Raw genomic sequence first — 23926 nt, forward strand, 5'->3', positions numbered from 1 at the left:
GCTGTGTTCAGGCTCAGATATTGCGCCACGCATGGATCGGCCCCAGACCGCGGGCCAAGAAATACACCAGGAAATAGGCGGCAAAATGGAAGACATAGCGCGCTGACTCGGCTCTCGCGCTGAGAAGCGCTGATAAAGCGAGAATCGGGCCGCCGAGAGCAGCCGTTGATCCGGCGAGCCACCACCATGCGGCGTAATGATCGACCGCCCAGACGAGCGGGCTCGTGAGGACGCCGAGGAACGCACACACCACGTAGATGGGCACCACCAAGCTCGGCAGTTCTGACGGTCTCAGTCCGTGCCGGAAGGCCCCGGCGAAGTTGTCTCGTCCTCTCCATAACTCCTTCCGAAACACTTCCCACAGCGTTTGGGGCTCGCCATGGTGCCAGCACCGAATGCGGGAGTCCGCAACGATCTTGTACTGCCTGGCCAAGCGATAGCAGAGATCCACGTCCTCACATGTCAGGAGCGCTTCGTCGAAGCCGCCGCATTCCCAGAAAGCGCTCTGGCGGACGAACATGTTTCCGGACGGAAGCCAGGTCGCTTCGGCAATACACGGACGGGCCTGAATCTGTTTTTGTAAGATCCTCCGAACCCAGGTCGGAGGTTGCAAGGGCACGAGATGATAACTACCGACCGCGCCTACTGCGACGTCTTCAAAATGCGGCATCGCGTGGGCAAGCCACTCCTCATCGACTGTGCAGTCGGCGTCGAGGAAGGCCAAAATCTCACCGCCGGCGGCCTTCGCTCCGGCATTGCGGACGCTGGAGATAGTTCCGCCGTGTTTTCGAACGACGGTGGCGCCGGCGTGTTCTGCGATCCGACCGGTGTCATCCGTGGATTCGTGGTCGACGACGATCACTTCCATCTGGTCTTTGGGGAACTTGAGCGAAGCAAGCGAATCTAACAGCGCGGGGAGATGTGCTGCTTCGTTGTGTGCAGGAATGATCACTGACACACGAGGACGAATGGCCATCAGTTGCGCACCTCGATAATAGCTGCCCAACAATACCGCTGGAGAAATGGGAAGGCCGACAGGATCCAACGATCCAATCGGTCCGTCACGCGTAGAGCATTGCGGAGGAGCCATTCGCTCCCCGTCAGCCAAAACAATCCTTGCGGGAAAATGGATAGGAATTGGTGGCCGCGATACTCCCCGAAACGGAATGCGCGTATGAAGTCCGTGATCTGCCTGACCGTCATCGGTTGCTCCGTGGGAGTCCGTCTATGCGGGGTCAGCCGTCGAAATATTCGCAAAAAGATATTGTGCGCGAGCGGCTCAATGAATAGGGCACGACCGCCGGACTTCAGGACGCGGGCAATCTCACGACCTACACAGCTCACGTCCGTGTGATGAAGGATGGAGACTCCCAAAACCAGGTCGAACGTCTTGCTCGGATAGCCCAGGTCTTCGGCAGCCATCACGGCGGGACGGATCCGTCCGGCGACGCCGGCGGTTTCAGCCTCGCGCACAAGGTTGCGAATACTCTCGGGGGAAATGTCGAAACAATAGACCATCGCGCCGCGTTTGCAGTACGCGATGGTGCTCCAACCTTCTCCACATCCGAAGTCCAGGACCCTCCTGCCGTCGAGCGCTCCGACTGAACGCAAGTACGCGTCCCAAACAGGGTCCATGCCGCCCCTCGCATAGAAGTTATGTCCGTTCGAATCGTGGCCGTGGTGATGATGATGGTGCGAAGCGGCCTTTTCATCGTGGAATCGGCGCTCGACTTCGTGCCGCGATTGAAGCGAAGTGTGTTCCTTCTCTCTGTGAGACATTGCCGGTTCCTTTACATTCGGCCGGATCGAGACGACGACCGTCCGGGTTTGCAGACTGCAGGGACGCCTACCGCGAGCGAGTCGGGAGGGACGGAAGCCAGCACGACCGCGTTGGCCCCGATCACACTCCGATCTCCAACGTCGATGCTCCCAAGAACCTTGGCTCCTGCGCCGATCAGGACATTGTTCCCCACGCGAGGCGCGCCGCCCCATCCGCCGCGATCGCCCAAGGTCACATCATGGTACAGCGTACAGTGTTCCCCGATCACGACCTCCGGATGCAGGATGACCCCCCCAAAATGGTGGATGCGCAGGCCCTTTCCGATTTGCGCCTCCACGGGGATGGAGATACCCGTCGTAATTTCCACCAATCGTTCAACCAGGAACCGAAACGGCTGGGTCGGAATGCCGCGCTCGTGAAACCATCGAAAGAACCGATAGACCAAGATCGCGAGAAATCCCTGTGAAGCAAAGCCTCTGACGATGTTCCTGAGGCCGCCCTTGTCCTCCTGAAAGCGGGCAAGATCGGCTCGGATCATGGTCCAGAAGGACGATCTCGGCTTGGAAGAAGACAGGCTTGAATCACGGGTGTCGCAGATATTCATGCAGTGCCTAGGGCAAACAGAGGCAGGCGAGCTTCGGCACAAACCTTCAACCGAGGATGCATGGCGTAATATTGCTTGCCGTCTTCTCGGCGCTGTGATCGTCTCGGCAGGAAGCCATGATCGGCTTCGCAAGCCGTTCGCGCGAGCAGCTCGCTCTGTACCCGGCTCGCAGTAGCTCGGACGGAGACGAGCGTATCGCCGGGATGAATCGGGATACGCTCCATCGCGACGATATCTCCAGTATCGACGCCGGGATCGACGAAATGCACCGTAATGGTGGGGGGGATCCCTTCAAGGAGCGCCCATTCGATGACGTTCATGCCGCGTAATTGAGGGAGCGCGCCCTGGTGCGCATTGAGAGTTCCGATGCGGGGCACCTGAAGGATAGGAGCTTTGACGATCGGCGCGCCGCCGAGAATCATCAGATCGACGTTGAGGTCGCTCAGCGCGCGTCGGGTCTCCTCGCTGTTGACATCCTGAACGACGAGAAACCGCCCGCCCTGGGCTGTCGTCTCGGACTCGAGGGTCGGGGCATGATGTTGCGTCGCATTCAGCGGAGCATGAAGCGCGGTCAGAAGACGGCGGGCGACCCAGCGAGCCGCTACGAGAGGAAGGGCGAACCCGTGGGTCCTCCAGAGCTTTCGGGCCGATCGCTGACCGGACGCGCCGCTCGCTGCGACGACGTGCACTCCCCGGAGTCCCCGGCTATTCAGCGCCCTTAGAATATCCCTGGCGTATTGACTATTGGGGTATCCGCACAGAATGACGATGGTCATCGTAGTGGCTCCGGAAGATGGTCATGGCATCTTCTTCCGCAAACAACGCATCGAGCATGAACTTGGCCGCCCAGTTGGGAACACGATATGACATATAAGGGCCCCGGACCGGATACGACCCCAACACACCTCCGCGAAGCCCGGCATTGCCTGAACGAAGGTCGATTCGGCTGATCACAAAGTCGTTCAACTTCAAAGCTGCGTTGAGGTATCGGGCGTCGCGGGTGATTTCGTACAACCGGTTCCAGATTCGGCTGATTTGGGCGCAGCCGGTCAAACAGGAAAAAGAATGATCGCCTTTCCAGCCCGGTGCATAGGTGCCGGCGAGATGGTGGCGCACTTCGTATCGGTGCAGTAGCGCGTCCGCGGCACGTTGTCCGACCGCAATCCACCGATCTTCTTTCAGGAGGAGTCCGGACTCGATAAATCCTTCGATCGTATAGCCGATCGTGTGCGTGAGCGGCGGCTCGTTGATCTCCAAAGAGCAATGCTCGAACCAGCCGGCGTCATTCTGACAGCGGGCGGCCCATTCCAAGAACCGAACGGCGCTGAGGCGGTAGGCGACTTCGCCGGTGACCTTGGCGAGCACAACCAACGGCCACGCCACCCTGGTGAAATAGGTGTTGGACGTATTCCGGTAGGTAAATCGACGCCATCCCCCGTCTTCGTCTTGGTTCTTGACCAGCCAATCTCCGCCGCGTGCCGCGGCTTCCAGGTAGCGGGAATCTCCGAACCAGGAGTGGGCCGCCACCAGCCCTTCGATCACTTGGCCGGTATTGAAGACCGCCGGCACTTTCGGAGCGGTGACAAAGCTTGATTGCCAGGAGCCGTCGGCGAGTTGAATGTCCGCTTCCCAATCGGCCATCCGCCTGGCCCGCTCTTCATATTCCGAAATCTTGAACCGTCTGGCCGCCTCCAGAAACGTCGGGATGATGTATCCGGTGGTCTCGGGGTACGCCGCGCTCCATCCGTGCGAGAAACTGTAATACCCCGCCACTCCGCCGCCGCCCGTCGCGTCCTGCGCCCGGCAAAGCCAATCGAGGATGGCCTGTCGGCACACGGTCCGGCTTGCTTCGCCGAGGGTCGTTTCGGCTCGAAGCGGCTGAACATCGCGCCAGACGATTGCCATGTGGCTCGGTCGATACAGGCGCTGTCGCACGGCCTCTTCTGCGAGACGGAGCGAGCGGAGCACCGCAGGCGGCAACAATCGTTTGAGTTTTTGACGCATCATTCTGTCTTCGTAAAACCTAGCGTCGCTCGGGAGCCCAAACCATTTCGACATCCCCGCGGAGGGCGCGGGCTATTCCGAGGACGGCGGCCAGATTGACCAGGTAGAAATAAAACATGCCATGGGCGACTCGAGTGCCGATGCCGCCTCGATCCGGGACGACCGCTCCCACGCCGGCCAGTCCGACGCTCAAAGCAAACCCCAACAGGCCGACTCGGTACGCCCATCCATCCTGCGCCGCAACCAGACATCCGACCACCGCGATCATGATCAGGGGGAGAACCAACCAGCGGAGGACTTTATGGGACCAGACTTGCCAGGCGAAGAGACCCACGCGCCACGGCTTGAGCACATCGGCGACACTCATGACTCCCCGCCAACTCCGGTTGACGATCCGTCGCTTTCGGCGGAACTCCTTCCGAAAGTCTCCCGCCGCCGGTTCATAGCCCACGGCCGTCGGCTCGTAAATCGCGCGATAGCCCTTGGCGACAATCTGAAGCGGAATGACCAGATCATTGATAGCCTCCGGGGCCAAGGGGGTATAGAGCTGCCTGCGGATGGCAAAGATGGCGCCGTCTCCTCCCACGGTGCTGCCGACTTGGCTTTCCCATAACCGAATCATCCGTTCGTAGCCCCAGTAGGCGTTCTCCTGCGCGTCCGCCGCGGATTGTGTCTCCTCGAGATAGCGTGAATCGCCGGTCACACATCCGACGCTTGGGTCCGCGAAACCTCTGACCAAATTCCGAAGCGTGTCGGTTTGATACAGGATATTCGCATCGCTGAACACGACCACATCTCCCGTGGCCAGAGTCAAGGCGGCATTGAGCCCGACCGTTTTCCCTCCCCTCGAGAGCATTCTCAGCAAGGTCACGCCTCGGTCTTCGAACGAGCGCACGATCCAATCGGTGCCGTCCGTCGAGGCGTCGGAAATGACGATGATCTGGAGTTTCTCCTTCGGATAATCCAGACGAAGGGTGTTCTCCAACTTTGGTCCGATCGCATGCTCCTCGTTGTACGCGGAGATCAAAAGCGTGACCGACGGCGTCGTGTCGCTCGAAGACACGGCGCGCGGTCTGAGGCGGGCCAGGCACCATAGCGCCAAGGGATACCCGACGTAGACATAGCCCACCAGACCGAAAGCCGTCCATGCCGCGATGACCGCCATTGTCGTCATGGGAGCGCCACTTTGAACCGTTCGCGCCAGAGCTCGAAGACCAAACACGCCAGGATCGCCTCGGTATGGTCCTCTTTTCCCGCATCATGGGCCGCGATCACGGAAGCGACGACGTCGCCGTTCAGAATGCCGTCGCGCTTCAAACGGTCTCTCGCGAGCAACTGGGCGATCAACGGCCGAAGGTCCGTCCGAAGCCACGCTCCCATCGGCCCGCCGAACCCACGCTTGGAGCGGTCGAGGACAAAGTCCGGAACGATGCCCCTGAGCGCGGCTTTCAGCAGACGTTTCAAGGTCCATCCCCGCACGCGGTAATGGGCGGGAACGCGGCGGACGAAATCAACGACCCGGTTGTCAAGGAAGGGCACTCGGACCTCGAGAGAGTTCGCCATCCCCATCTTGTCGGTGAGCAGAAGCAGGCTCTCCGGAAGGACGGTTTTCGCATCGACGTACATCAAACGATCCAGCGAGGCCTCGGCTCCCGCCCGATTATAGAACTCGCCCAAATCGCCGCCAGGATCGTGACCTGGCGTCCGACGGCTCAGCAGGTCGTCGACCAACTCGACTGAAAGCACGGAGAGGAGTCCGACATACTGCTGTGCCATAGGAAGGGCTAAGGCTCGTCCCCACGCCTTTCCGTAGCGACCGAGATTGCCCCAGACCGTCCCGCGGTCTGCGTGAAGCCGGTGGTCGAACAGCTTCCCGATCGATCCCCTGACGTTCACCGGGATCCAGTCAATCAAGCGGTTCAACGACGGAGCGAGATAGCGACGGTAGCCTCCGAACAACTCGTCTCCGCCCAACCCGGACAGTGCGACTTTGACGTCGTGATGAGCGAGTTCGCTGACCAGGTAAGAAAGAAGGAACGAGGTGTCGGTCAACGGTTCATCCAGTTTCTCGACGAGACTGGGCAAGAGGTCCGCGACATGGGGACGAACAATCAACGTCTTGTGTACCGTCCCCAACGCCCGTGCTGCCGCTTCCGCGAACGGGGCTTCGTTGTGATAGACATATTGCGCGTCGAACCCGATGCTATAAGTCCTGACGCCGTGGGTCGCTGCTTGCCGCATGAAGGCGACCACGGCGGTCGAATCGACCCCGCCGCTGAGAAACGCGCCCAGCGGCACGTCGCTGACCATCTGGCTCGTGACCGCCTCCCGCAAGACCGCCCGCAGTTCCTCGCAGCACTCCTCGAAGCTCGGCACGAGAGCGGGGCGGACAAAGTCCAGATCCCAGTACTTCTGCAATTGAAACGTTCCGCGCTCGGCGACCAATCGCCAACCGGCCGGCAACTTGTGGATCCCGCCGAAAAGGGTGCGCGGGGGGGTGACGAATCCCAGGCGAAAGAATTGAGCAGCCGCCTCCGGGTCGATGACCCGCGGGACTCCGGGAACCGTCAGCAGTGCTTTGATCTCGGAGGCCAGGGCGAATCCTCGCGGCGTGCGGGTGTAGTAGAGAGGTTTGACCCCCATCCGGTCTCGGGCGACGACGAGTCGTCCGGCCCGCGCATCCCACAAGGCGAAGGCGAAAATGCCGTTGAATTGCTTGACGCAATCCTGACCATCCTCTTCATACGCGTGAACGATCACTTCGGTGTCGGTCTGTGTCCGAAAGCGATGACCGCGCCGGCTCAAGTTCTCGCGAAGCTCGCGGTAATTGTAAATCTCGCCGTTGAAGACGACCGTGACCGTGCCGTCTTCATTGGAGATCGGCTGATGCCCGCCCGCGACATCGATGATACTCAGACGTCGCATACCGAGGCCGATCCCTCGGGAAAGGAAAACCCCCTCGTCGTCCGGCCCCCGGTGCGTGATGCTCTGACACATCCGCTTCAGGTGATCGCCGACCGCCTCAGTTGGCTCGTTCCAGTTGTAGAGACCGACGATCCCGCACATGGGACATTCGCGCTTAGTTTGTGAGGTGTTTGCGAATACGCGGTCCAAGAACTCTCGAGACGCTCACCGGCAGTCTGCGCCAGATTTCTGCAAGCAAGCGGTATTTCACGTCACTGGCTGACAGCGTTGAACCGGATCCGCCGTCCTGCGTCAGCAGTCGCCAAGGGAGTGTTAGAGGCCGGGCGCCCCACTGTTTCTTGAACTCGAACGTCCCAGAGCCCACAGAGGATCGACCGAAGTCGAACGTCCGGTATCCGTGCTTGCATCCATGTTGAATGGCCTCCCAATACAGGAGATTGTTCGGGCATTTGGCGAAGTGTTCCCTCAGCGAAGAAGCCCACGGGACGAGCATCGTGTCCTTGAAAAACAGACAGACTCCACCTCCCACGGTGTGCTGCCCGTGGCGAACGAGAATCACGCGCATCTGGGGACCCAGTGCCGTTCCCATCCGTCGAAAAAAGGTCCGGGAATGAACCGGCGAGCCGAGATCGCGCATGTTGACGGCAAAGACCTTGTAGAACTCGTCCAGCAGTTCAAGCCCGCCCATGATCGTGGTGAGCCCGGACTTTTCGGCCTTGCGCACCTGATTGCGAACCTTGGCAGGCAACGACCGCCAGAGCGTGTCGATACCGCCGGACAGGTCCAACAACATGCTCGCCTTGTCCGAGCGCAGGGTGCCGACGTGAACCAACGGAAGCGCTTGCCGAATCTCCAGCGCCCGACATCGCCGCTCGCGCATGAGGCGCATCGCATGATCGAGCAATGCCTGCGCGGTCTCCTGATCATCGGCGCAGATACCGCCGTAATCCATAAACGGCATCGAAGTCAGGGAGGCGTCGAAGAAACCTCTCACCATGACAAGGGGGAAGATCCCTTTTACGGTTTCGCCCTCTTTGGCCATGAGGTAGGGAGTCTGATGGTCGTAGGTGTCCCTGATGACGGATTGCCAGGCGAACTGATGGCTGATGGTTGCTGCGGCCGACTGCTGAACGTAACCGTCCCACAACGGCTGATGACTCGGGCCGCAGAAGACAATCTCCGTTGTCGAAGATGAGATCATGGCTCCGGCGAGGGCGTCGGTCTTCGTCCGGTTCCGTTGGTCCCGGGAGAATCTTCGGACGCTGCTAGGCCGGGAGGCCTGCGCGGGATCGCGGAATGACCGGGAGTGTGGGAGCCCCCGCCTTGAGGGTCCAGATGCCGGAGCAAGATCGAAACGATCCGCTCGGAGGCGTGTCCATCCCACAAGGGCGGTGGCGACGGCTTCGGATACGGGCTCGCCAGGACGCGCTCGGTCTCGTAGACGATTTTGTCCGGAGAGGCCCCGACCAGCCGATTGGTGCCATGAGTCACGGTCACCGGACGCTCCGTGTTTTCTCGAATGGTGAGGCACGGGATGCCGAGCGCGGTCGTTTCTTCCTGAATGCCGCCGGAATCCGTCAGCACCAGCCGTGCTCCGGCGACCAAGGCCATGAAGTCCAAATACCCTAACGGATCCAGGCCATAGACCGCGTTGGCCGTTACGGCAGACGCGTCAAGCCGGAGGCCGTAACCGACGGCGCCGGAGTGTTCGAGCGTTTTCCTCGTGCGCGGATGGATGGGGAAAATGATCGGCAACGACTGCCCGATCTTCTTGAGCGCGTCGAGGATGCGGCGAAGCGTCTCGGGATGATCGACATTGGAGGGCCGGTGCAGCGTCACCACCCCGTAGTCACGAGCCGTCAGCCTCAATTGCGCGCGGATGTCCGATCGACTCCAGAGTCGGCGCGAAGCCTCTAACGAATCGATCATGACGTTGCCGACCAGGAAGATCTTGTTCTTGTCCACCCCCTCGGCGAGGAGATTCTGCACGCCGCTCTCCTCCGTGACAAACAGGAAGTCGGCGACCGCATCGGTCACCACCCGATTGATCTCTTCCGGCATCGTGCGGTCGAAACTGCGCAGGCCGGCTTCGATATGGGCCACGGGAATCAAAAGCTTCACGGCCGCCAGCGCGGCCGCCATGGTGGAATTGACGTCCCCGACCACCGCCACGAGGTCCGGTCGTTCCCGCTCGATCACCGGCTCCAGCCGTTTCATGACCTCCGCGGTTTGATAGGCGTGGGACCCCGATCCCACTTCGAGGCACACATCAGGATCAGGGATTCCCAGGTCCTGAAAAAACCGGCCCGCCATTTGGATGTCGTAGTGCTGCCCCGTATGCACCAATATCGGCGTAATCTGCCGATGCTTCCGCATCTCGCGGATCAACGGCGCGATTTTCATGAAGTTCGGACGGGCGCCGACGACGGAAAGAATCTTCATGACTTGGCGTTTGCTTAGAGAACCTTCCGGAAGTATTCGATTGTCTGCCTAAGCCCGTCCTCGAGTTCGACCCGAGGCTCCCAACCGAGTAATGCTTTGGCTCGCCGGATGTCGGGTCGTCGAACGCGAGGATCGTCGGCCGGCAGGGGCCCGTATTCGATGGCGGTCTTCGCCCCAACGAGTTGCACCACGAGCTCGGCGATCCCGTTGACCGTCAACTCCCGGGGATTGCCGATGTTCATGGGATCGTGAACGCTTTCAGGAGGACTCTCCTTGTGGGTGGTCAAAAAGCCGGACCGGTCGGTCCGCTTCTCGATGGATTTGTCCGAGTCGGTCATGAGCAGACCGAGGATACCACGGACCAGGTCGTCCACATAGCAGAAGCTCCGGGTTTGAGTGCCGTCGCCGAAGACCGTGAGCGGCTTGCCCTGAAGCGCCTGTACGATGAAGTTCGACACGACACGCCCGTCGTTCGGCCTCATCCGCGGACCGTAGGTGTTGAAGATCCGGACAATGCGTGTGTCGAGGCCGTGGTAGCGGTGATAGGCCATGGTCATGGCTTCCGCGAACCGCTTGGCCTCGTCATAGACTCCACGGGGACTGAGGGGATTGACGTTGCCCCAATAGCTCTCGGGCTGTGGATTCACGAGGGGATCGCCGTAGACCTCCGAGGTGCTGGCCAGCAAGAACCGCGCACTCTTCACTTTGGCCAGACCCAGGGCTTTGTGAGTCCCCAAGGCCCCGACTTTCAGAGTGGCGATCGGCATCTCCAAATAGTCCTGGGGGCTGGCCGGTGACGCGAAATGCATGACGGCGTCCAGCGGTCCGTCGATGTGCAGGTAGTCGCATACGTTGTATTTAATGAAGCTGAACCTTTCGTGGCCCATGAGATGAGCGATGTTGTCGGGACGACCGGTGCAAAAATTGTCCAGGCACACGACCTCATGGCCGCGCTCGACCAAGGCATCGCACAAGTGACTGCCGAGGAAGCCCGCCCCACCTGTAATCAGTACGCGCATGAACTCCTCCTTACCTCTCTTCGAGGTTGTGTTCGTCGTTACACGATCAACGATCGATAGATCTCGGCCAATTGCGAAGCGCAGTGCCGGACGTCGAACGCGGAGCGGATACGGTTTCTCATGGCGACCCCATCGGGGATCAACTCTTCCGGGTTCTCGGCGTAGTATTGCAGCCGGTCGGCGATGGCGTTCGAATCTCGTTCAGGCACGAGCAAATGCTTCAAGTCTCCGAAGATGAAAGGGATGTCGGAATGCACGGTGGCGATGGCCGGCATGCCCGTGGCCATCATCTGTTGCAGGACGAACGGAGTCCCTTCGCAATCACCGTTGGACGCGGTCACGCTGGGCGAGAGAAAAAGATGACAATTCAGGCCCAGTCGCAACAATTCTTGAAAAGGAAGAAGCGGGGAACAGGTGACCAAATGTTCGATCCCGAGTCGTCTGATCGTGGCGAAGGCGGCGTCGCGGGTTTCCTCCTCTCCGCTCTTGCCCATTTCTCCGGCCACCAAATGGAGGTGGAGTTTGACGCCTCGTCGGTGCGCCGACGAAACGCCCTCCAAGACGTAATGAATCCCCTTTTTCTCGCGGAATGTTCCGGCGAAAAGGAGCTTCAACGGCTCGCCGGACCGGAGGACGCGCAGTTGAAACGGCAGACTGTCCACCTCGACGCCGAGGGGATGAACTTTCACCTTCTCGGAGGGACACCCCATCTTCTGCAGTTGATCGGCCATCACCGGACCGAGAGCCAGCGCATGAGAGAGGCGTTCGAACAGGCGGTTATAGGTCTCTTGCCACTGCGGTTGGAGGCCCAATTGATAGACGTCGGCCCCGTAGAATCCCACGAGCCAGGGAATGCCCAATGCTTCCTGGAGTCCGAGGTCTTCCGCCCCGACGTAACCGAAGTGAGAATGCAGTACACGGGGCCGGCGGGCTTTCACGCGCATCAGATCCACAAGATAGGGTCGACGGCCGGCCAGTTTTCGCCAGACCCGGCGGGCGAAACTGTGAGGATTCACGCACCAGGCATCCAGCTCTGGAAATTCGTCGCGATTTTGCAGCGAATCGCACAGAACCAACTGGCGGACATTCGGCACGAACCGGAGGTGATCATAAAGCCAGTTCATCGTCCGAGCGACAAACCGGTCGCAACGCTGAAGCACAAGAGGATGCACGGGTGCAGCGCGGTTCATTGTATTCTGGTTCCCCATTTACGGCCGTCAGATAACCGGGAAAGCCGTCCGGCGCTCAGAGGCCCCGGACCCCTTCCAATAGCTTCCCAACCTCCTTTTCATAACGGTCAGCGGCCTGTTGCCAAGTCCATCGGCGATGAACATACTCGACCGCCTGTTTGCTTATTGAGGCGCGAAGATTCTGAGAGACCATGAGACGCAAGATTGCCTCGGCGATTTCTCCGGAGTTCCGATCCACAAGAATTCCGCTTACCCCATCGACGACGGATTCTCTGATGCCCGCTTCTCTCACTCCTATGACGGGAGTGCCACAGGCCATCGCTTCTATGGCAACCAATCCGAACGGCTCCATGATCGGCACAAAGATCAACGCTATCGCCCGGTTGTAAAGCCTGGCCAGTTCGTGTTGGCTCGGCCTGTACCAGATCTCCAAAGCAACCCCTTTATCTTTCGCCAACTTTTCGATCCAGGCCCTGTAGGTTGGATCTTTGAGGGAGTCCTTGGATTCGGGCGTCGCGATGACCATGCGGGGTCTTACAATCCGGTCGATCATCCCGACAGCCTCGATGGCTGTGTGATGTTGTTTGGCTTTGACAATTCGACCGATCGAGACGACCATCGACTCCACAGGCAGCGACAGCGGACGAAATGTTTCGTGATCGACCCCATAATGACAAACTCTTGAAAGGCGGCCGTATCTTTGGAAGAACACCTCTCTGGAATATTGCGAGTTGATAAGGATGGTTTGCGCGTGGTTTGTCAGTCGAATATCGTGTCTGTTTTGCAAATGGTCGGCCAGGAGGTGAAGGTTTTCACACACAAAGGTGTACGCGCCCTTAAGCCCAAAGGGCTCTCGCAGGGCCCCATTACTGTTTACGCTCAGGTATCGAGCCGGCGACGGTTCGTGACTGTACAGAACAGTCGGGAGGTCAAGATAAGGCAAAATGCTTGTGGTCCGGCAGAACGGGTACTGATCGATGTGCACGAAGTCATAGTCGGACTTATTGATCTTGTCCGCAAGGATCTGAAAGTCCCGATGCCGTTGACGAACCTTCCATACGGCATAGGCCAGCAACGCCGACGAATAGACCAAGTAGGGTCGCAACCGGGACAGGTTGGGACTATGGACGATCATCTCCATAGACGTTCTGACGAAAGGCTTGAGAGGCAAGTAGTCCGAATCCGTTGCAGGACCGCGAATAATCACTTCATCGAGCACGTGGCCGCGCTTCGAGAGTTCTCGCACCATTTCGAAAGCGAACCGCTTGGATCCGCCGGCATCGCCGTTGTGACACCAGGCTAGTTTCCAGGGTCTTCCCATCGTCTGCGTCAACGCCGTTTCCGAGGGTGGTGAGGTAGCTTCGGCAAGAGCCACGGGAATCTATCGCGTGGGCTGAGATCCCGCATTGTACGCAGGCTGCCGACCGGACAAGGCGGTGATTTGTCGTAGACTCTCTGCCAGGCATTCGGCCACGGCAGCATTGCCTCGCGGTGAATAATGTCCGCCCGGCTGGAACCGCTCCGCTTCAGGCACCTGCAACAGGCAGGAGGTCGGATCGATGTAAGGGATGCCGGTCCGTTGGAGAAACGTTTTGCCGGTCAAATTGGGCCGTTGAGGGTGAAAGTCTCCCGCAGTAGGGAAATAGGCAATGACGGGAATAGTTCCCGACTCGGTTGTCTGTTCGATGAAAGAACGCAAGACTCGTTCGTTGAGCGAGAATACCGCTTCTTCAGATGCATTTGCATTTAAAGGTGTCCATCGAGGAAATCTGGTCAGCAGGAACCGCGCGAAATAAGAGGAGTGGTACCACTCGTGCTGCCACTCCAAAGGTGTGTATCCCATATCGTGCCTGAGGTACGGCAGTTCGGTGATCGCCGACTTGGAGAAGATCGTGGCGGGGGGAATGGTGGGTACGTTGAGCAGCCGAAGCCCTTCTGCGGTCGCAAGGAAACGCGGCTTCGAAAACGGATTCTCCCACTCGGGGAAATTCAGGAACGTATACACAGTCGTCGATCGAAACAGGTTGTTGGAGATGAAACCCAACACGGCGACGGTGGGACGCCACGGCCGTACATCCCGTAGATAACGAAGATACGCTTGATCGACGCCGTATCCAGCCACACCGAAGTTTGCGACGGCGAACCGCCCTCCTAAGAGCTTCTCAAGCCGCGCTGCCCACGTGTCCTCGTACGCCACCTCTTCGCCGAATGTAAATGAATCTCCTAGCGCGGCGATCCATGGTGCGGCCTGAGGCAGAGGAAAGCTCTCACCGGTGCGGGGAGCGCGCAAGCCCTGAGGGTTGGAAAAATAGAGTCCGTTCGCGCTCCTGCGGTTGGGTCCGATGGACCAACCGAGATCTCGATCGTACACCACGTAGCCGACGTCTGAAGTAATCCCTTCCTGATTGTCCCCAGAGGCTTTTTTCCATACTGCGAGGTAGTGGCTCCGCATCCGGTCCCAGTTCTTTGGAAACAAAAGCATGCCGTTGATGGCGTCGCCTTCCGGAGTCCGTTTAGCGAGAACCCGAACCGCGAGCTCACTGCATACCAGAACAAATATAACGGTCACTAGGTTCATCGCCACAGTGAGCTGAAATGCTCTCAAAGCATTTCTGTTACTGAGAAAGTAGGCGCAGCCTATCCATCCGGCCGAGATAGCGAGAACGGCAAGGCTGATGATGAAGAACATTCCTGCGTTGGTCTGAATAAACGAAGAGAAACCTTGCTCTCCCTTCTTGTAAAGGGCTAACAGGGCGAGGCCGCATGAGCCTTCCAGAGCAAACAAAGCGACAATGACGGACCAGTTCAGGGAAGGTTGGGCGAAGCTTCTGCCGGGGGTATCCGATAGATAGGTCATGTTGGGTTATGCCGACGGGCTGGACGTTGAATGCGAGACAGAAACGAGTCTATGGTCATTGTGTGTCGGTCGAACACTTCCGTCGCCGTTCCGGTATTGACGATACATATCCCAAAGAGCTGCAGCGACCCGTCGATGGCCTTCCTCGGTCCAGTGATCGTCGCGATCCTTGTAATGGCGAAGGTCAAGATGTGGTGTTAAAGACTCGTACCGGATTCCGAGTCTGGCGCAAATGTCGCTCAGCTTGCGGTCCGGTAAGCTGCGGTCAACAGGCAAATGGAACGATCTTGCTGCGCACATGGCGCGCATGTGGGACTCGCTGATCGTCACAACGGCCGGCACAGACATCACGACAAGTTCCGCTCCTGCCTCTCTGCAGACGCGGCTGCCTCGGGCCAGGAGAAACTCACAGGCTGCGTAGGCACGCTTGGCGAATGATGTCTCGCTGTGGAGAGCCGCAAGCACGGCGTGAACACGGCGCAATTTCACGTTGTCGCTGCATGTCCACTTGGCCGGTGAGAGATGACGGGTGACGATTTCCCATCGGTTCTCCCCCTTCACCTGGCGCACAAACGGCGTTCGATATCCGTCCATTTCCGGAGTGAGATTGTCGGAGAAGTCGTTGCCGATATAGACAAACCACACGACAAACTTTCCTTTGAGCTGAGGCGCCAGTTGTTCCAACAGGAGAAGCTCCTGGACGAGATTGTATCCGGGAGCGCCGATCGCTTTGATCCGCATGCCGGGATTCAGATTGAAGAACGCCTTGCGATGATCGACGCCGTATCCCCATGCGTGAGAATCCCCGACGACGACCACGTCGCTTTCGGAGATCGTCGCTCTGCCCGCCCATCCGAATCTATCCGTCACGACATGAAATACATCGTCACGGTCTTCGAGGACATGGCAATCGAGATCGCCCTTGGCTTTCCATCCGAGCATCGGATTGAATTCGTAAATGTCCTGCCAACGTTTCACAGAAGGTTCCATCTTCCGGGCGGTCCATCTCATCAGCCCGATGGCCAGCCAGAAAGGAGCCCCGATCACCAACAGAGGCGAAATCACGACGAGAGCGATCCCTGATGCGAGCAGCGCTAGCCCGTATCGACTCATAGCTCTTGAGCTCTCCGCCAAAGCCTTAAAGCCTAAAAGAGGGTGTAGATGCCGGCAGGAAAGACGCGTTCCTGTTCCGGCTCGAGCAGAGCCAGAAGAAGCAGGAAAGGAAGCAACGAAATCGCCCACCCGTTCCCGGATGATCGTGCCCAGGCCGCATAGACCGAGACCCACGAGCGCGGCCTGGCCGGTCCGATCTCGCCCTCGTACTCGTGCGGATAATTCGCGTCAGGCAGTGTGTTGCGCGGCAGCCAGATCGACGCCATCTCAGTCGGCCGATCAAAAAGAAGGGACGATTTCCGACGTCCGACGATCACGAAGATCACGAAAAAGCAGACGGCCTTCACGGCGAGTCGGACAACGCGAAAATAGAGATCCGAGATTCGGAACCACAGTCGGTACGGACCGAGCGTAACGGCAGGAAAGAGAAAGCCGATGTAGCTCAACAGTCCTCCGGCAAGCACGCCCGCGGCTATCCATATGGACCCCAGTCGAGCCGCAAGGAGTCCTCCGACAAGAAACCCGCTCATCGAACATGCGACGATCCAGAAGCTTTGCAGCCAGGCTCGTCGCGGATGCGAAGGGACAAGCATATGGACCTCAATCCAGCGCGTATTGAGCCTTATAGGCCTCGACATCGTTGAGCGAGTCTTCCGGTTGCCGCGTCTTCATCAGAATGAAGTTTTCGAGGATCAGGCAATCCATGTCGGTCGTCATGAAGCACCGAAACGCGTCTTCCGGCGTGCACACGATCGGTTCCCCTCGGATGTTGAAGCTGGTGTTGATGACGACCGGACAACCGGTCCGATCGTAAAAGCGCCGCATGAGACGATAAAATCGCCCATGCCGCTCGGCATCGACGGTCTGAATTCTGGCGGAATAATCGACGTGAGTAATGGCCGGCAACGTGGATCTGGGAACGGCGACCCGAATCCGCAGATCCGGATCCTGCATGCGGCGGCGCTCCTCTTCGGTCAGGTGCCTGCGCCATTGCTCTTTCACTGGGGCGACCAGAAGCATGTAAGGGCTTTCCTGCCCCTCTTCCAGTTCGAAGATTTCGTGCGCGAACTCTTTCAGGACACAGGGCGCAAAGGGTCGAAAGGATTCGCGGAACTTGATCTTGACGTTCATGACCTGTTGCATGCGCGGCGACCGTGGGTCGCCGATGATGCTGCGGCTGCCCAATGCCCGAGGGCCGTATTCCATTCGTCCGTGGAACCACCCTATGACTTTTTCCTGAGCGATCAGCTCGGCTACCGTCGTCAAAAGCTGCTCCTCATCGGGCACGTAGTCGTAGACGGCTCCTACCGAGTCCAGATAGAGACCGATTTCTTCGTTCGTGAACGAAGGGCCAAGCAGAGAGCCCTTTTGGCTGTCGCTCCGACCGACCGAGCGGGGACGGCCGAGCAGATGATGCCACACCAACAGCGCCGCTCCCAGCGCGCCGCCGGCGTCACCGGCGGCCGGTTGAATCCAGAGATAACGAAAGGGTCCTTCCCGCAAGACCCGTCCGTTTGCTACGCAATTCAATGCCACGCCTCCGGCCATCGCGAGATTGCGCGAGCCCGTCAATCGATAGGCATGCCTGGCGGCGTGCAGGACGATTTCCTCGCAGACAACCTGGATCGACGCGGCGATATCCATTTCCTTCTGAGTGATTTCGCTTTCCGGTTTGCGCGGAGGCCCGTCGAACAGCTCATGAAACTTGTCCGACGTCATCGTGAGGCCCTGACAAAAATTGAAATAACTCATGTCGAGCCACAACGAGCCGTCTTGACGCAATTCCAGCAGGTTGTCCATGATCAGCTTGGCATAGATCGGTCGGCCGTAAGGAGCCAGGCCCATCATCTTGTATTCGCCGGAATTGACCTTGAATCCTGTGTAGTAGGTGAAGGCGGAGTACAACATGCCGAGCGAGTGGGGAAATCGCATCTCGTGCGTCAACGTCAACCGGTTGCCGCAGCCCATGCCGATCGAGCTTGTCCCCCACCCGCCGACGGCGTCCAGGGTCAGGACCGCGGCATCTTCAAAGGGCGACGGGAAGAAGGTGCTCGCTGCATGAGATTCATGGTGATCGGTAAAGCAGAGTTCGCCGCGAAAGCTCTCGCCAAGTCCTTCTAGAATCTCGTCCTTGATCCTGAGCCGGTGTTTTGCCCAGAGGGCGACCGACTGTCGAAAAGATCGAAACCCTTCCGGCGCGAACTGCAAGTACGTTTCCAGTAAACGCTCGAACTTGGCATACGGTTTCTCATAGAAGACCGCATAATTCAAATCCGCGACACGGATTCCGGCGGCCTCCAAGCAATACATCACGGCGTTGGAAGGAAAACCGGAATCGTGTTTTACGCGTGTGAACCGCTCCTCTTGGGCTGCGGCGAGAATCTCGCCGTCTTTTAACAGAGCGGCGGCCGAATCGTGATAAAAAGCCGATATGCCCAGCACGTAGATGGCCATAGCTCTTAGATATCTCCTGTTTTAAACCGCTCGATGATGTAATCCGAAGTTCGTGCCGCCAAGGCCATCAAGGTCAAGGTCGGATGCGCGGCCCCACCTGTCACGAACGTGCTCCCATCCGCGATGAAAAGATTGGGCACATCGTGCGCGCGCCCCCACCGATCTACCACGGAATTGCGCGGATCGGTTCCCATACGACAGGAGCCCATGTAATGCGTAGATGCGCCTGGTTGATGCGACCATTCGGACAATACCTCTTTCACTCCCATGGCCGTCAGAAGCTCTCGAATGCTCTGGCTCATCGCCTTGAGCATGGGGAAATCGTTTCCTCTTGCTTCGCTCAAGATTTTCGGAACCGGAAGGCCGAAGTGGTCCGTCATGGTTGGATCGAGCAAAACCTGGTTGCGGATGTCCGGTATCTGTTCGCCCTGCGCGAAGATCGACAGCTCGTGACCGAATCGGCGCTTCATCGCGGCCTTGTGGGTCGAACCCCATCCACCGATTCGTCTTGCGAGCGCAATCGGCCAACTTCCGCCGGTGGAAACCTCAAGGAGCCATCCACGGACAAATGGATTCCGCTTATTCGTCTCGTAAAAATCTTGCAGCATGGCGGAAACCGGAACGCCTTTCCAACCTTCGAGAGGCTCTTCGCGGTACACGAGGGTGCCTGCATCGAGATGATCGAGCAGATACTTGCCGACGAGTCCGCTTGAGTTCGCAAGTCCGGAAGGATACCGAGATGACGTGCTCAACAACAGGAGCCGCGGAGTTTCGATTGCATTGGCCGCCAGCACGACCGCACGGGCTTCAACAGAGTGCTCCGTCCTATTCTGGTCGAAATAGACAACGCTTTTGGCGCGTCCATTGGAATCAAGCGCAATCTCACGAGCCATACAGCTCGTCCGAATTTCGACCCGTCCGGTGCGTTCGGCTTTTCGGACATACGTCACGTCGGCGCTCGATTTGGCTTCTATACGGCAGCCGTAACCGCATGCCCCGGCTTCGATGCAGGCCCGGCGACCATCCCAAGGAACAGTCGGCATCGCGAGAGCCGGAACATAAGGATGGAGTCCTAGCTTCCGAGCGCCAGCCGCGAATAGCTGTCCAGCTTTGGTCATCGGATGAGCCGGAGTCGGGAACGGTTTGCTTCTCGGCGAATCAAACGGATTTTGATCGTTCGGAGCCGGTCCCGACATGCCAAGCTCGTACTCGACTTCGACGTAGTAAGGCTCGACCTCCTCATACGTCAGAGGCCAGTTGTCGGCAATGCCGTCCAGGTCTTTGACGTGAAAATCCGAAGCATGGAGACGAGGCGACACTCCCCAACTCACCAGTGTCGTGCCCCCGACGCCTCTGACTCGGGAATAGCGGAACCCCTTCGGCCCGGCGGTATAAAGGCCGTCGTCCGGTGACTGAAATATCCGGCCGGCATTGAGCGGGAAATCAGGTTGGTCGGAATGATAATCACGCTCCGCGATAAAGCGTCGCCCCGCTTCTAGAACGACCACGGATAAGCCCGCGTCGGCCAGTTTTTTGGCGACCACTGCGCCCCCAGCCCCGCAGCCCACAATAACTACATCAAAGGAAACACGGGAACGAGTTGTGGCAAGTGACATAGAGGATGAGACCGTCTTAGTGGGAGATGGAATGCCGCAGTTTTTTGAGGGCATCGATGCCACGGCGGTTTATCGAAGCCTTAAGCCGTGTTTTCCAATAGATGGCCAGGGTCAATAGACAAGGGAACGTTCTCGCCATGCTGCGCAGGAACTTTCGCACCTCTGCCTTGCACGTCCCGTGATCGAGCATAGAGTCGGCCTGAAAGGCGACTCGTTCTCCGGTTTCCAAGCGAACCAGTCGCCGAAGTTCCTCGGCATCAACAATGTCTCTCTTATATGTGTTGAGAATTTTGTGCTTGGCGCGAAGCTGATCTCGAAGACTCTCTGCGCTCGAGCCTGTTTTGCCGCCGGCCATGTACTTGCTAGTATGGGTTTGTGAGTGCACTCGCCACATCGCTAATGGCTCGGCTACATAGCCCACGTCGTAATAGACAGCCAGTCTCATCCAATATTCATAGTCGTCTGTGTGTCGAAAGGATTCGTCGAACCCTCCAAGCCGTTCGAAACACGCACGTCGAAACACCGCCGTAACGGGATTCACCTCGCAAAACCCCGTGAGCATCCTCCGAAGGAACACCCGGCCAGGTTCGACCGCATCCAATTCTCTTTCGGGTCCATGTCCCCAATTTGTGTCGGCGCGAACGATGGTTCCATGTTCATCGACGACGTGGAACCGAGAATGGACCAGGCCCATCGTCGGCACACGCTTCAGTAACTCGACTTTTCGAGCCAAATTGGAAGGGAGCATCAAATCGTCGTCCGGACACAATGCGATGAATTCTCCTTTTGCCGTAGCGAAGCACTTGTTAATGTTGGCGGTCATGCCAATATTGCGACTGTTCCTCATATAGACGATTCTCGGGTCCTTGAAAGACCTGACGACTTCCTCCGTATCGTCTTCCGAGGCATTGTCGGAAACGATAAGTTCGAAATTGTGCAGGGTTTGGGACAAGACGCTGGCGACCGCTTCGCGAAGCATCTTGGAGCGGTTATATGTCGGAAGACAAACACTGACAACAGGTTGACCGCCCAGGCTCATGGCGATGCCTTTCGTCGCTCAAGAATTCGCCGTTCTTAGATCGTTCACATAACCATTCGGGAAAGGAGGCCCATCGTATCCGAGCCAATCCCAAGCCTCTCGACTGCTGTAAAACACGGTCAGTACATCGGCCCTGACTATAATCCAAAACTCGATGAGAGGGAGAAGTCTGTGCCAACGGGCGTAGTACCAATAGCTGATCTTCCGTTGCGCTCGCTCGGCCAGCGAACCGGCTTCAGAATGGATTCGCTCGCCGGCCTGATGGACCGCGCTCAACAGTTCCAGTTGCCGGTGGTGCGGAAGAGTCGGAAATCCGCTGCCAAATCGAGTTCTTGCATAGTCATCAAAAGCCCGAAGTCCCAAGAAGTATTGCATTCGTCGCGCAGGATTCCCGATCAGTGTTCTGTCAAGCTCGATCGCCACCCGTGCTTCAATGGCGCCAGGCCCATGCCCATCGGTTGGCACGATCAGCGATGCAAGTGCCTCAAGGACCGCAAATGATTCGGTGGGAAGCGCACGTGTGGCGGCAAGGTTGCCGATCGAAACGTAGCGTTCTTCCATGCTCCCATTCCAGGGGAACCACCTATAAAACCACCTAGTGAGACCGAATAGGCCGACGCCGGCCAGAGGAAGGGCGAGAGCCAACGTCACAATCTGTCGTCTGGTCCACAGTCGAAGATCTGTCACGGCGAGAAGATTTTAGAATCACTGAGCAAGCGGTTCGGCTACGTTCGGTTCAGTTGAACGTTCGCCACACGGGCTTGACGGAGCGTCCGACCAAATATTTCTCGATGCCTTCGTCGATGGCATGACGATAAATGCCAAGACTGTCCTGCGCAGCTTCCACTGTGCGAGAAATATCGAGCTCGGTATGGGCATAGCTGACGATGAAGGAAGGCGCGAGAATACCCCGCCTGATCATTTCTTGAAGAAAGAGCGTGCGGAAAGGTTGAGATGGTTGTCTTTTTGGATCGAAGGTGGCATACACCATACAACAAGGGGGACCTAACAGCTTGAAGTGATCCTGGAGCCTGTGGGTCTCAATGGCCTTCTGCACTCCCTCCTTCAATAGGCGCCCTCTTTCCCACATCACCTCTATAACGGGTTCCCGCTTATACGTGCGAATGACTTCGCGAGCCGCAGCGAGTGAACAGGTCTCGGCTCCATGGGTGTAAGAGAGCAAAAAGACACGTTCTTTGTCATGATGAAGTCCGCCGAGGTGCAGAATGTCTGCTTTTCCGGCGAGTGCTGCAACTGAGAATCCGTTCCCTAAAGCCTTTCCAAATGCCGAAAGGTCCGGTGTGAGGCCGTAGTACTGTTGTGCGCCGCCGATATGCCAACGAAACCCGGTAATCATCTCGTCCAATATGAACACGGTTCCCTGTTGTTTGCACAGGTGTTGGACCTCGTGCAGGAACCCGTTCAGCGGCGGAACATCCTTTTCTGCTTCGAGAATGACACAAGCGATCTGGCCTGGATATTGCCGAAATAAGGCCTGCAGGCTTTCGATGCTGTTGTATTGAAATGTCAGCGTAAGTCGCTGCACGGCTTTGGGTACACCGGCGTTCATAGGAGTAGCCCCGATGAACCAATCGTCGACGGAGAAGAACGGTTGCGCGCAAATGGCAACGAAATCGCGCCCCGTATACGCCCGCGACAGTCTTACTGCTGCGCTGGTTACATCCGATCCGTTCTTGGAAAATTTCACCATCTCGGCCCCGGTGATGACGCTTAGAAACTCCTCAGCTAAGTGAACCTCCAATGGATGCGGACGGGTGAAGTTTGATCCTCGCAACATCTCCTGATAGGCGGCGTCAATAACAGGCCTATAGGCGTGACCCAAGGTGACCGAGCGCAATCCCATTCCGTATTCAATGAATTCATTGCCGTCTACATCCCACACATGAGAACCGTCCCCGCGAAGGATGAATCCAGGTGCCTCTTCCGGGTATTGGTCGTCCCCTTTGGCATAGGTATGCGCACCACCTGGAATCAGAGCGTGAGCGCGTTTCTGGAGAGAACGGGATTTGTCATAGTTCATATTGTTTCACTTTGCCTCATTTATTTATTCGGTGTGAACTTCGCTTGTGTATCGTAGTACGGCCTCCTTCATGGAGTCGGGTGTTCCGATGTCCAAAGAAGTCCCTTTGGGAAACATAACTCCACGCATTCGGATGCCGCTGTTGAATGCCGGCTCGATGACATGGCCGACGGTCAGTTCTTCTGCAATCCTTAAACCCGCGTGTCCTTTTGTGCGCTCGATGAATTCGTGCATGTAATCCGTGAAACGCGGGCCCCAGACCGCTATACTCCACGTATGAGGGTGGTTCGAGCCTCTGGTGCTTACTACGAATTCTCTCACTTGCCCTCTCCGCCCTAACAAAACTCTATCGTCCTTGATGGCTCTCTTAATGGGAAATATCCCTAATACGACGTCCACATCGCTGTCCTGTAATTCGGCGAGCAGTTTGCTGAAGGCCTGAGGGGCGTGGACAATGATATCCGGAAATCCAAACGCAATAGTGGCATTCCTGACAAATGAGTATGCATGGTCCAAGGCAAACGGCGGTCCAGGTGATTCATCCATGACCCGGTACACAATCTCGACTCCGAACTGATGCCCGTCACCGAGATAGGCAGGGATGTCCCATTTCCCTTTGCGTATCACCACGAGGATCTTTCTAATCCCTGCTTCTCTCATGCTGTCAATCAGATATAGGCATACGGCTTTGGGTCGTATTTGATTCGCTATGTTCGAGAAGCCAACGGGGTAAATTTCTTTGCTGCATGGAATAGGATTGAGTCGCCGAGAATAGCCTGCCGCAGGAATCAACCCGATGACCTCTTGTTTGATGATGGTCTGTTTCATTTTCAACAATCTGA

General features: G+C 57.8%; 21 protein-coding genes. All 21 read right to left on the reverse strand.

The genetic code is table 11. The annotated features are described in order from the left end of the window. Positions 1–13: 13 nt before the first annotated feature. The 21 genes from AB1555_05400 to AB1555_05500 all read right to left on the reverse strand — a co-directional run bounded on the left by AB1555_05400 (position 14) and on the right by AB1555_05500 (position 23912). Positions 14–976 carry a glycosyltransferase gene (locus tag AB1555_05400; GenBank protein MEW6246131.1) on the reverse strand — a complete coding sequence of 321 codons (963 nt, stop codon included), beginning with the start codon at positions 974–976 and terminating at the stop codon, positions 14–16. Further along, positions 976–1779, reverse strand: a complete 804-nt coding sequence (locus tag AB1555_05405; protein MEW6246132.1) for a class I SAM-dependent methyltransferase — start codon at positions 1777–1779, stop codon at positions 976–978. Before AB1555_05405 ends, AB1555_05400 begins: the two co-directional genes overlap by 1 nt. Positions 1780–1790: 11 nt before the next feature. Next, positions 1791–2318, reverse strand: a complete 528-nt coding sequence (locus AB1555_05410) for a serine O-acetyltransferase (protein MEW6246133.1) — start codon at positions 2316–2318, stop codon at positions 1791–1793. 62 nt (positions 2319–2380) lie between these two features. After that, complete coding sequence (locus tag AB1555_05415) at positions 2381–3160, reverse strand: formyltransferase family protein (GenBank protein MEW6246134.1); 780 nt, start codon at positions 3158–3160, stop codon at positions 2381–2383. After that, positions 3126–4391 (reverse strand): hypothetical protein, encoded by a 1266-nt coding sequence (locus AB1555_05420; GenBank protein ID MEW6246135.1) that lies wholly within the window; start codon positions 4389–4391, stop codon positions 3126–3128. The genes AB1555_05415 and AB1555_05420 overlap by 35 nt, the downstream gene beginning before the upstream one ends. A gap of 16 nt (positions 4392–4407) precedes the next feature. Further along, positions 4408–5562: a glycosyltransferase family 2 protein gene (locus AB1555_05425; protein ID MEW6246136.1), complete on the reverse strand. Its 1155-nt coding sequence runs from the start codon at positions 5560–5562 to the stop codon at positions 4408–4410. Then, on the reverse strand, positions 5559–7454 hold the full coding sequence (gene asnB, locus AB1555_05430; GenBank protein ID MEW6246137.1) for an asparagine synthase (glutamine-hydrolyzing): 1896 nt from the start codon (positions 7452–7454) through the stop codon (positions 5559–5561). The genes AB1555_05425 and asnB overlap by 4 nt, the downstream gene beginning before the upstream one ends. 13 nt (positions 7455–7467) lie before the next feature. Beyond that, a complete protein-coding gene (locus tag AB1555_05435) occupies positions 7468–8514 on the reverse strand; it encodes a FemAB family XrtA/PEP-CTERM system-associated protein (GenBank protein MEW6246138.1) in 1047 nt (348 codons plus the stop codon). Then, a complete protein-coding gene (wecB, locus tag AB1555_05440; protein MEW6246139.1) occupies positions 8511–9755 on the reverse strand; it encodes a UDP-N-acetylglucosamine 2-epimerase (non-hydrolyzing) in 1245 nt (414 codons plus the stop codon). The genes AB1555_05435 and wecB overlap by 4 nt, the downstream gene beginning before the upstream one ends. A 14-nt stretch (positions 9756–9769) precedes the next feature. Continuing rightward, positions 9770–10774, reverse strand: a complete 1005-nt coding sequence (locus AB1555_05445; protein ID MEW6246140.1) for a UDP-glucuronic acid decarboxylase family protein — start codon at positions 10772–10774, stop codon at positions 9770–9772. Between the two features lie 38 nt (positions 10775–10812). Then, a complete protein-coding gene (locus AB1555_05450) occupies positions 10813–11898 on the reverse strand; it encodes a glycosyltransferase (protein MEW6246141.1) in 1086 nt (361 codons plus the stop codon). Between the two features lie 121 nt (positions 11899–12019). Continuing rightward, positions 12020–13339, reverse strand: coding sequence for a glycosyltransferase family 4 protein (locus AB1555_05455; protein ID MEW6246142.1), 1320 nt, complete (start codon positions 13337–13339; stop codon positions 12020–12022). A gap of 6 nt (positions 13340–13345) precedes the next feature. Then, entirely contained in the window at positions 13346–14821 is a 1476-nt protein-coding gene (locus tag AB1555_05460; GenBank protein MEW6246143.1) for an SGNH/GDSL hydrolase family protein, read from the reverse strand. Between the two features lie 6 nt (positions 14822–14827). Continuing rightward, the gene (locus AB1555_05465) at positions 14828–15934 is read right to left on the reverse strand and encodes a hypothetical protein (protein MEW6246144.1); all 1107 of its coding nucleotides are present in this window, start codon (positions 15932–15934) and stop codon (positions 14828–14830) included. Between the two features lie 32 nt (positions 15935–15966). Beyond that, positions 15967–16464, reverse strand: coding sequence for a hypothetical protein (locus AB1555_05470; GenBank protein ID MEW6246145.1), 498 nt, complete (start codon positions 16462–16464; stop codon positions 15967–15969). Positions 16465–16534: 70 nt separating this feature from the next. Next, positions 16535–18388 carry a carbamoyltransferase gene (locus AB1555_05475; protein ID MEW6246146.1) on the reverse strand — a complete coding sequence of 618 codons (1854 nt, stop codon included), beginning with the start codon at positions 18386–18388 and terminating at the stop codon, positions 16535–16537. Between the two features lie 5 nt (positions 18389–18393). Further along, the gene (locus AB1555_05480; protein MEW6246147.1) at positions 18394–20058 is read right to left on the reverse strand and encodes a GMC family oxidoreductase; all 1665 of its coding nucleotides are present in this window, start codon (positions 20056–20058) and stop codon (positions 18394–18396) included. Then, positions 20021–21043, reverse strand: a complete 1023-nt coding sequence (locus AB1555_05485) for a glycosyltransferase (GenBank protein ID MEW6246148.1) — start codon at positions 21041–21043, stop codon at positions 20021–20023. Before AB1555_05485 ends, AB1555_05480 begins: the two co-directional genes overlap by 38 nt. Before the next feature lie 18 nt (positions 21044–21061). Further along, positions 21062–21604, reverse strand: coding sequence for a gluconate 2-dehydrogenase subunit 3 family protein (locus AB1555_05490; GenBank protein ID MEW6246149.1), 543 nt, complete (start codon positions 21602–21604; stop codon positions 21062–21064). Between the two features lie 175 nt (positions 21605–21779). Beyond that, a complete protein-coding gene (locus AB1555_05495; GenBank protein MEW6246150.1) occupies positions 21780–23084 on the reverse strand; it encodes a glutamate-1-semialdehyde 2,1-aminomutase in 1305 nt (434 codons plus the stop codon). A gap of 24 nt (positions 23085–23108) precedes the next feature. Further along, positions 23109–23912, reverse strand: a complete 804-nt coding sequence (locus AB1555_05500) for a dTDP-glucose pyrophosphorylase (protein MEW6246151.1) — start codon at positions 23910–23912, stop codon at positions 23109–23111. Positions 23913–23926 lie beyond the last annotated feature (14 nt).

The organism is Nitrospirota bacterium, assembly GCA_040755395.1.
Lineage (GTDB): Bacteria > Nitrospirota > Nitrospiria > Nitrospirales > Nitrospiraceae > DATLZU01.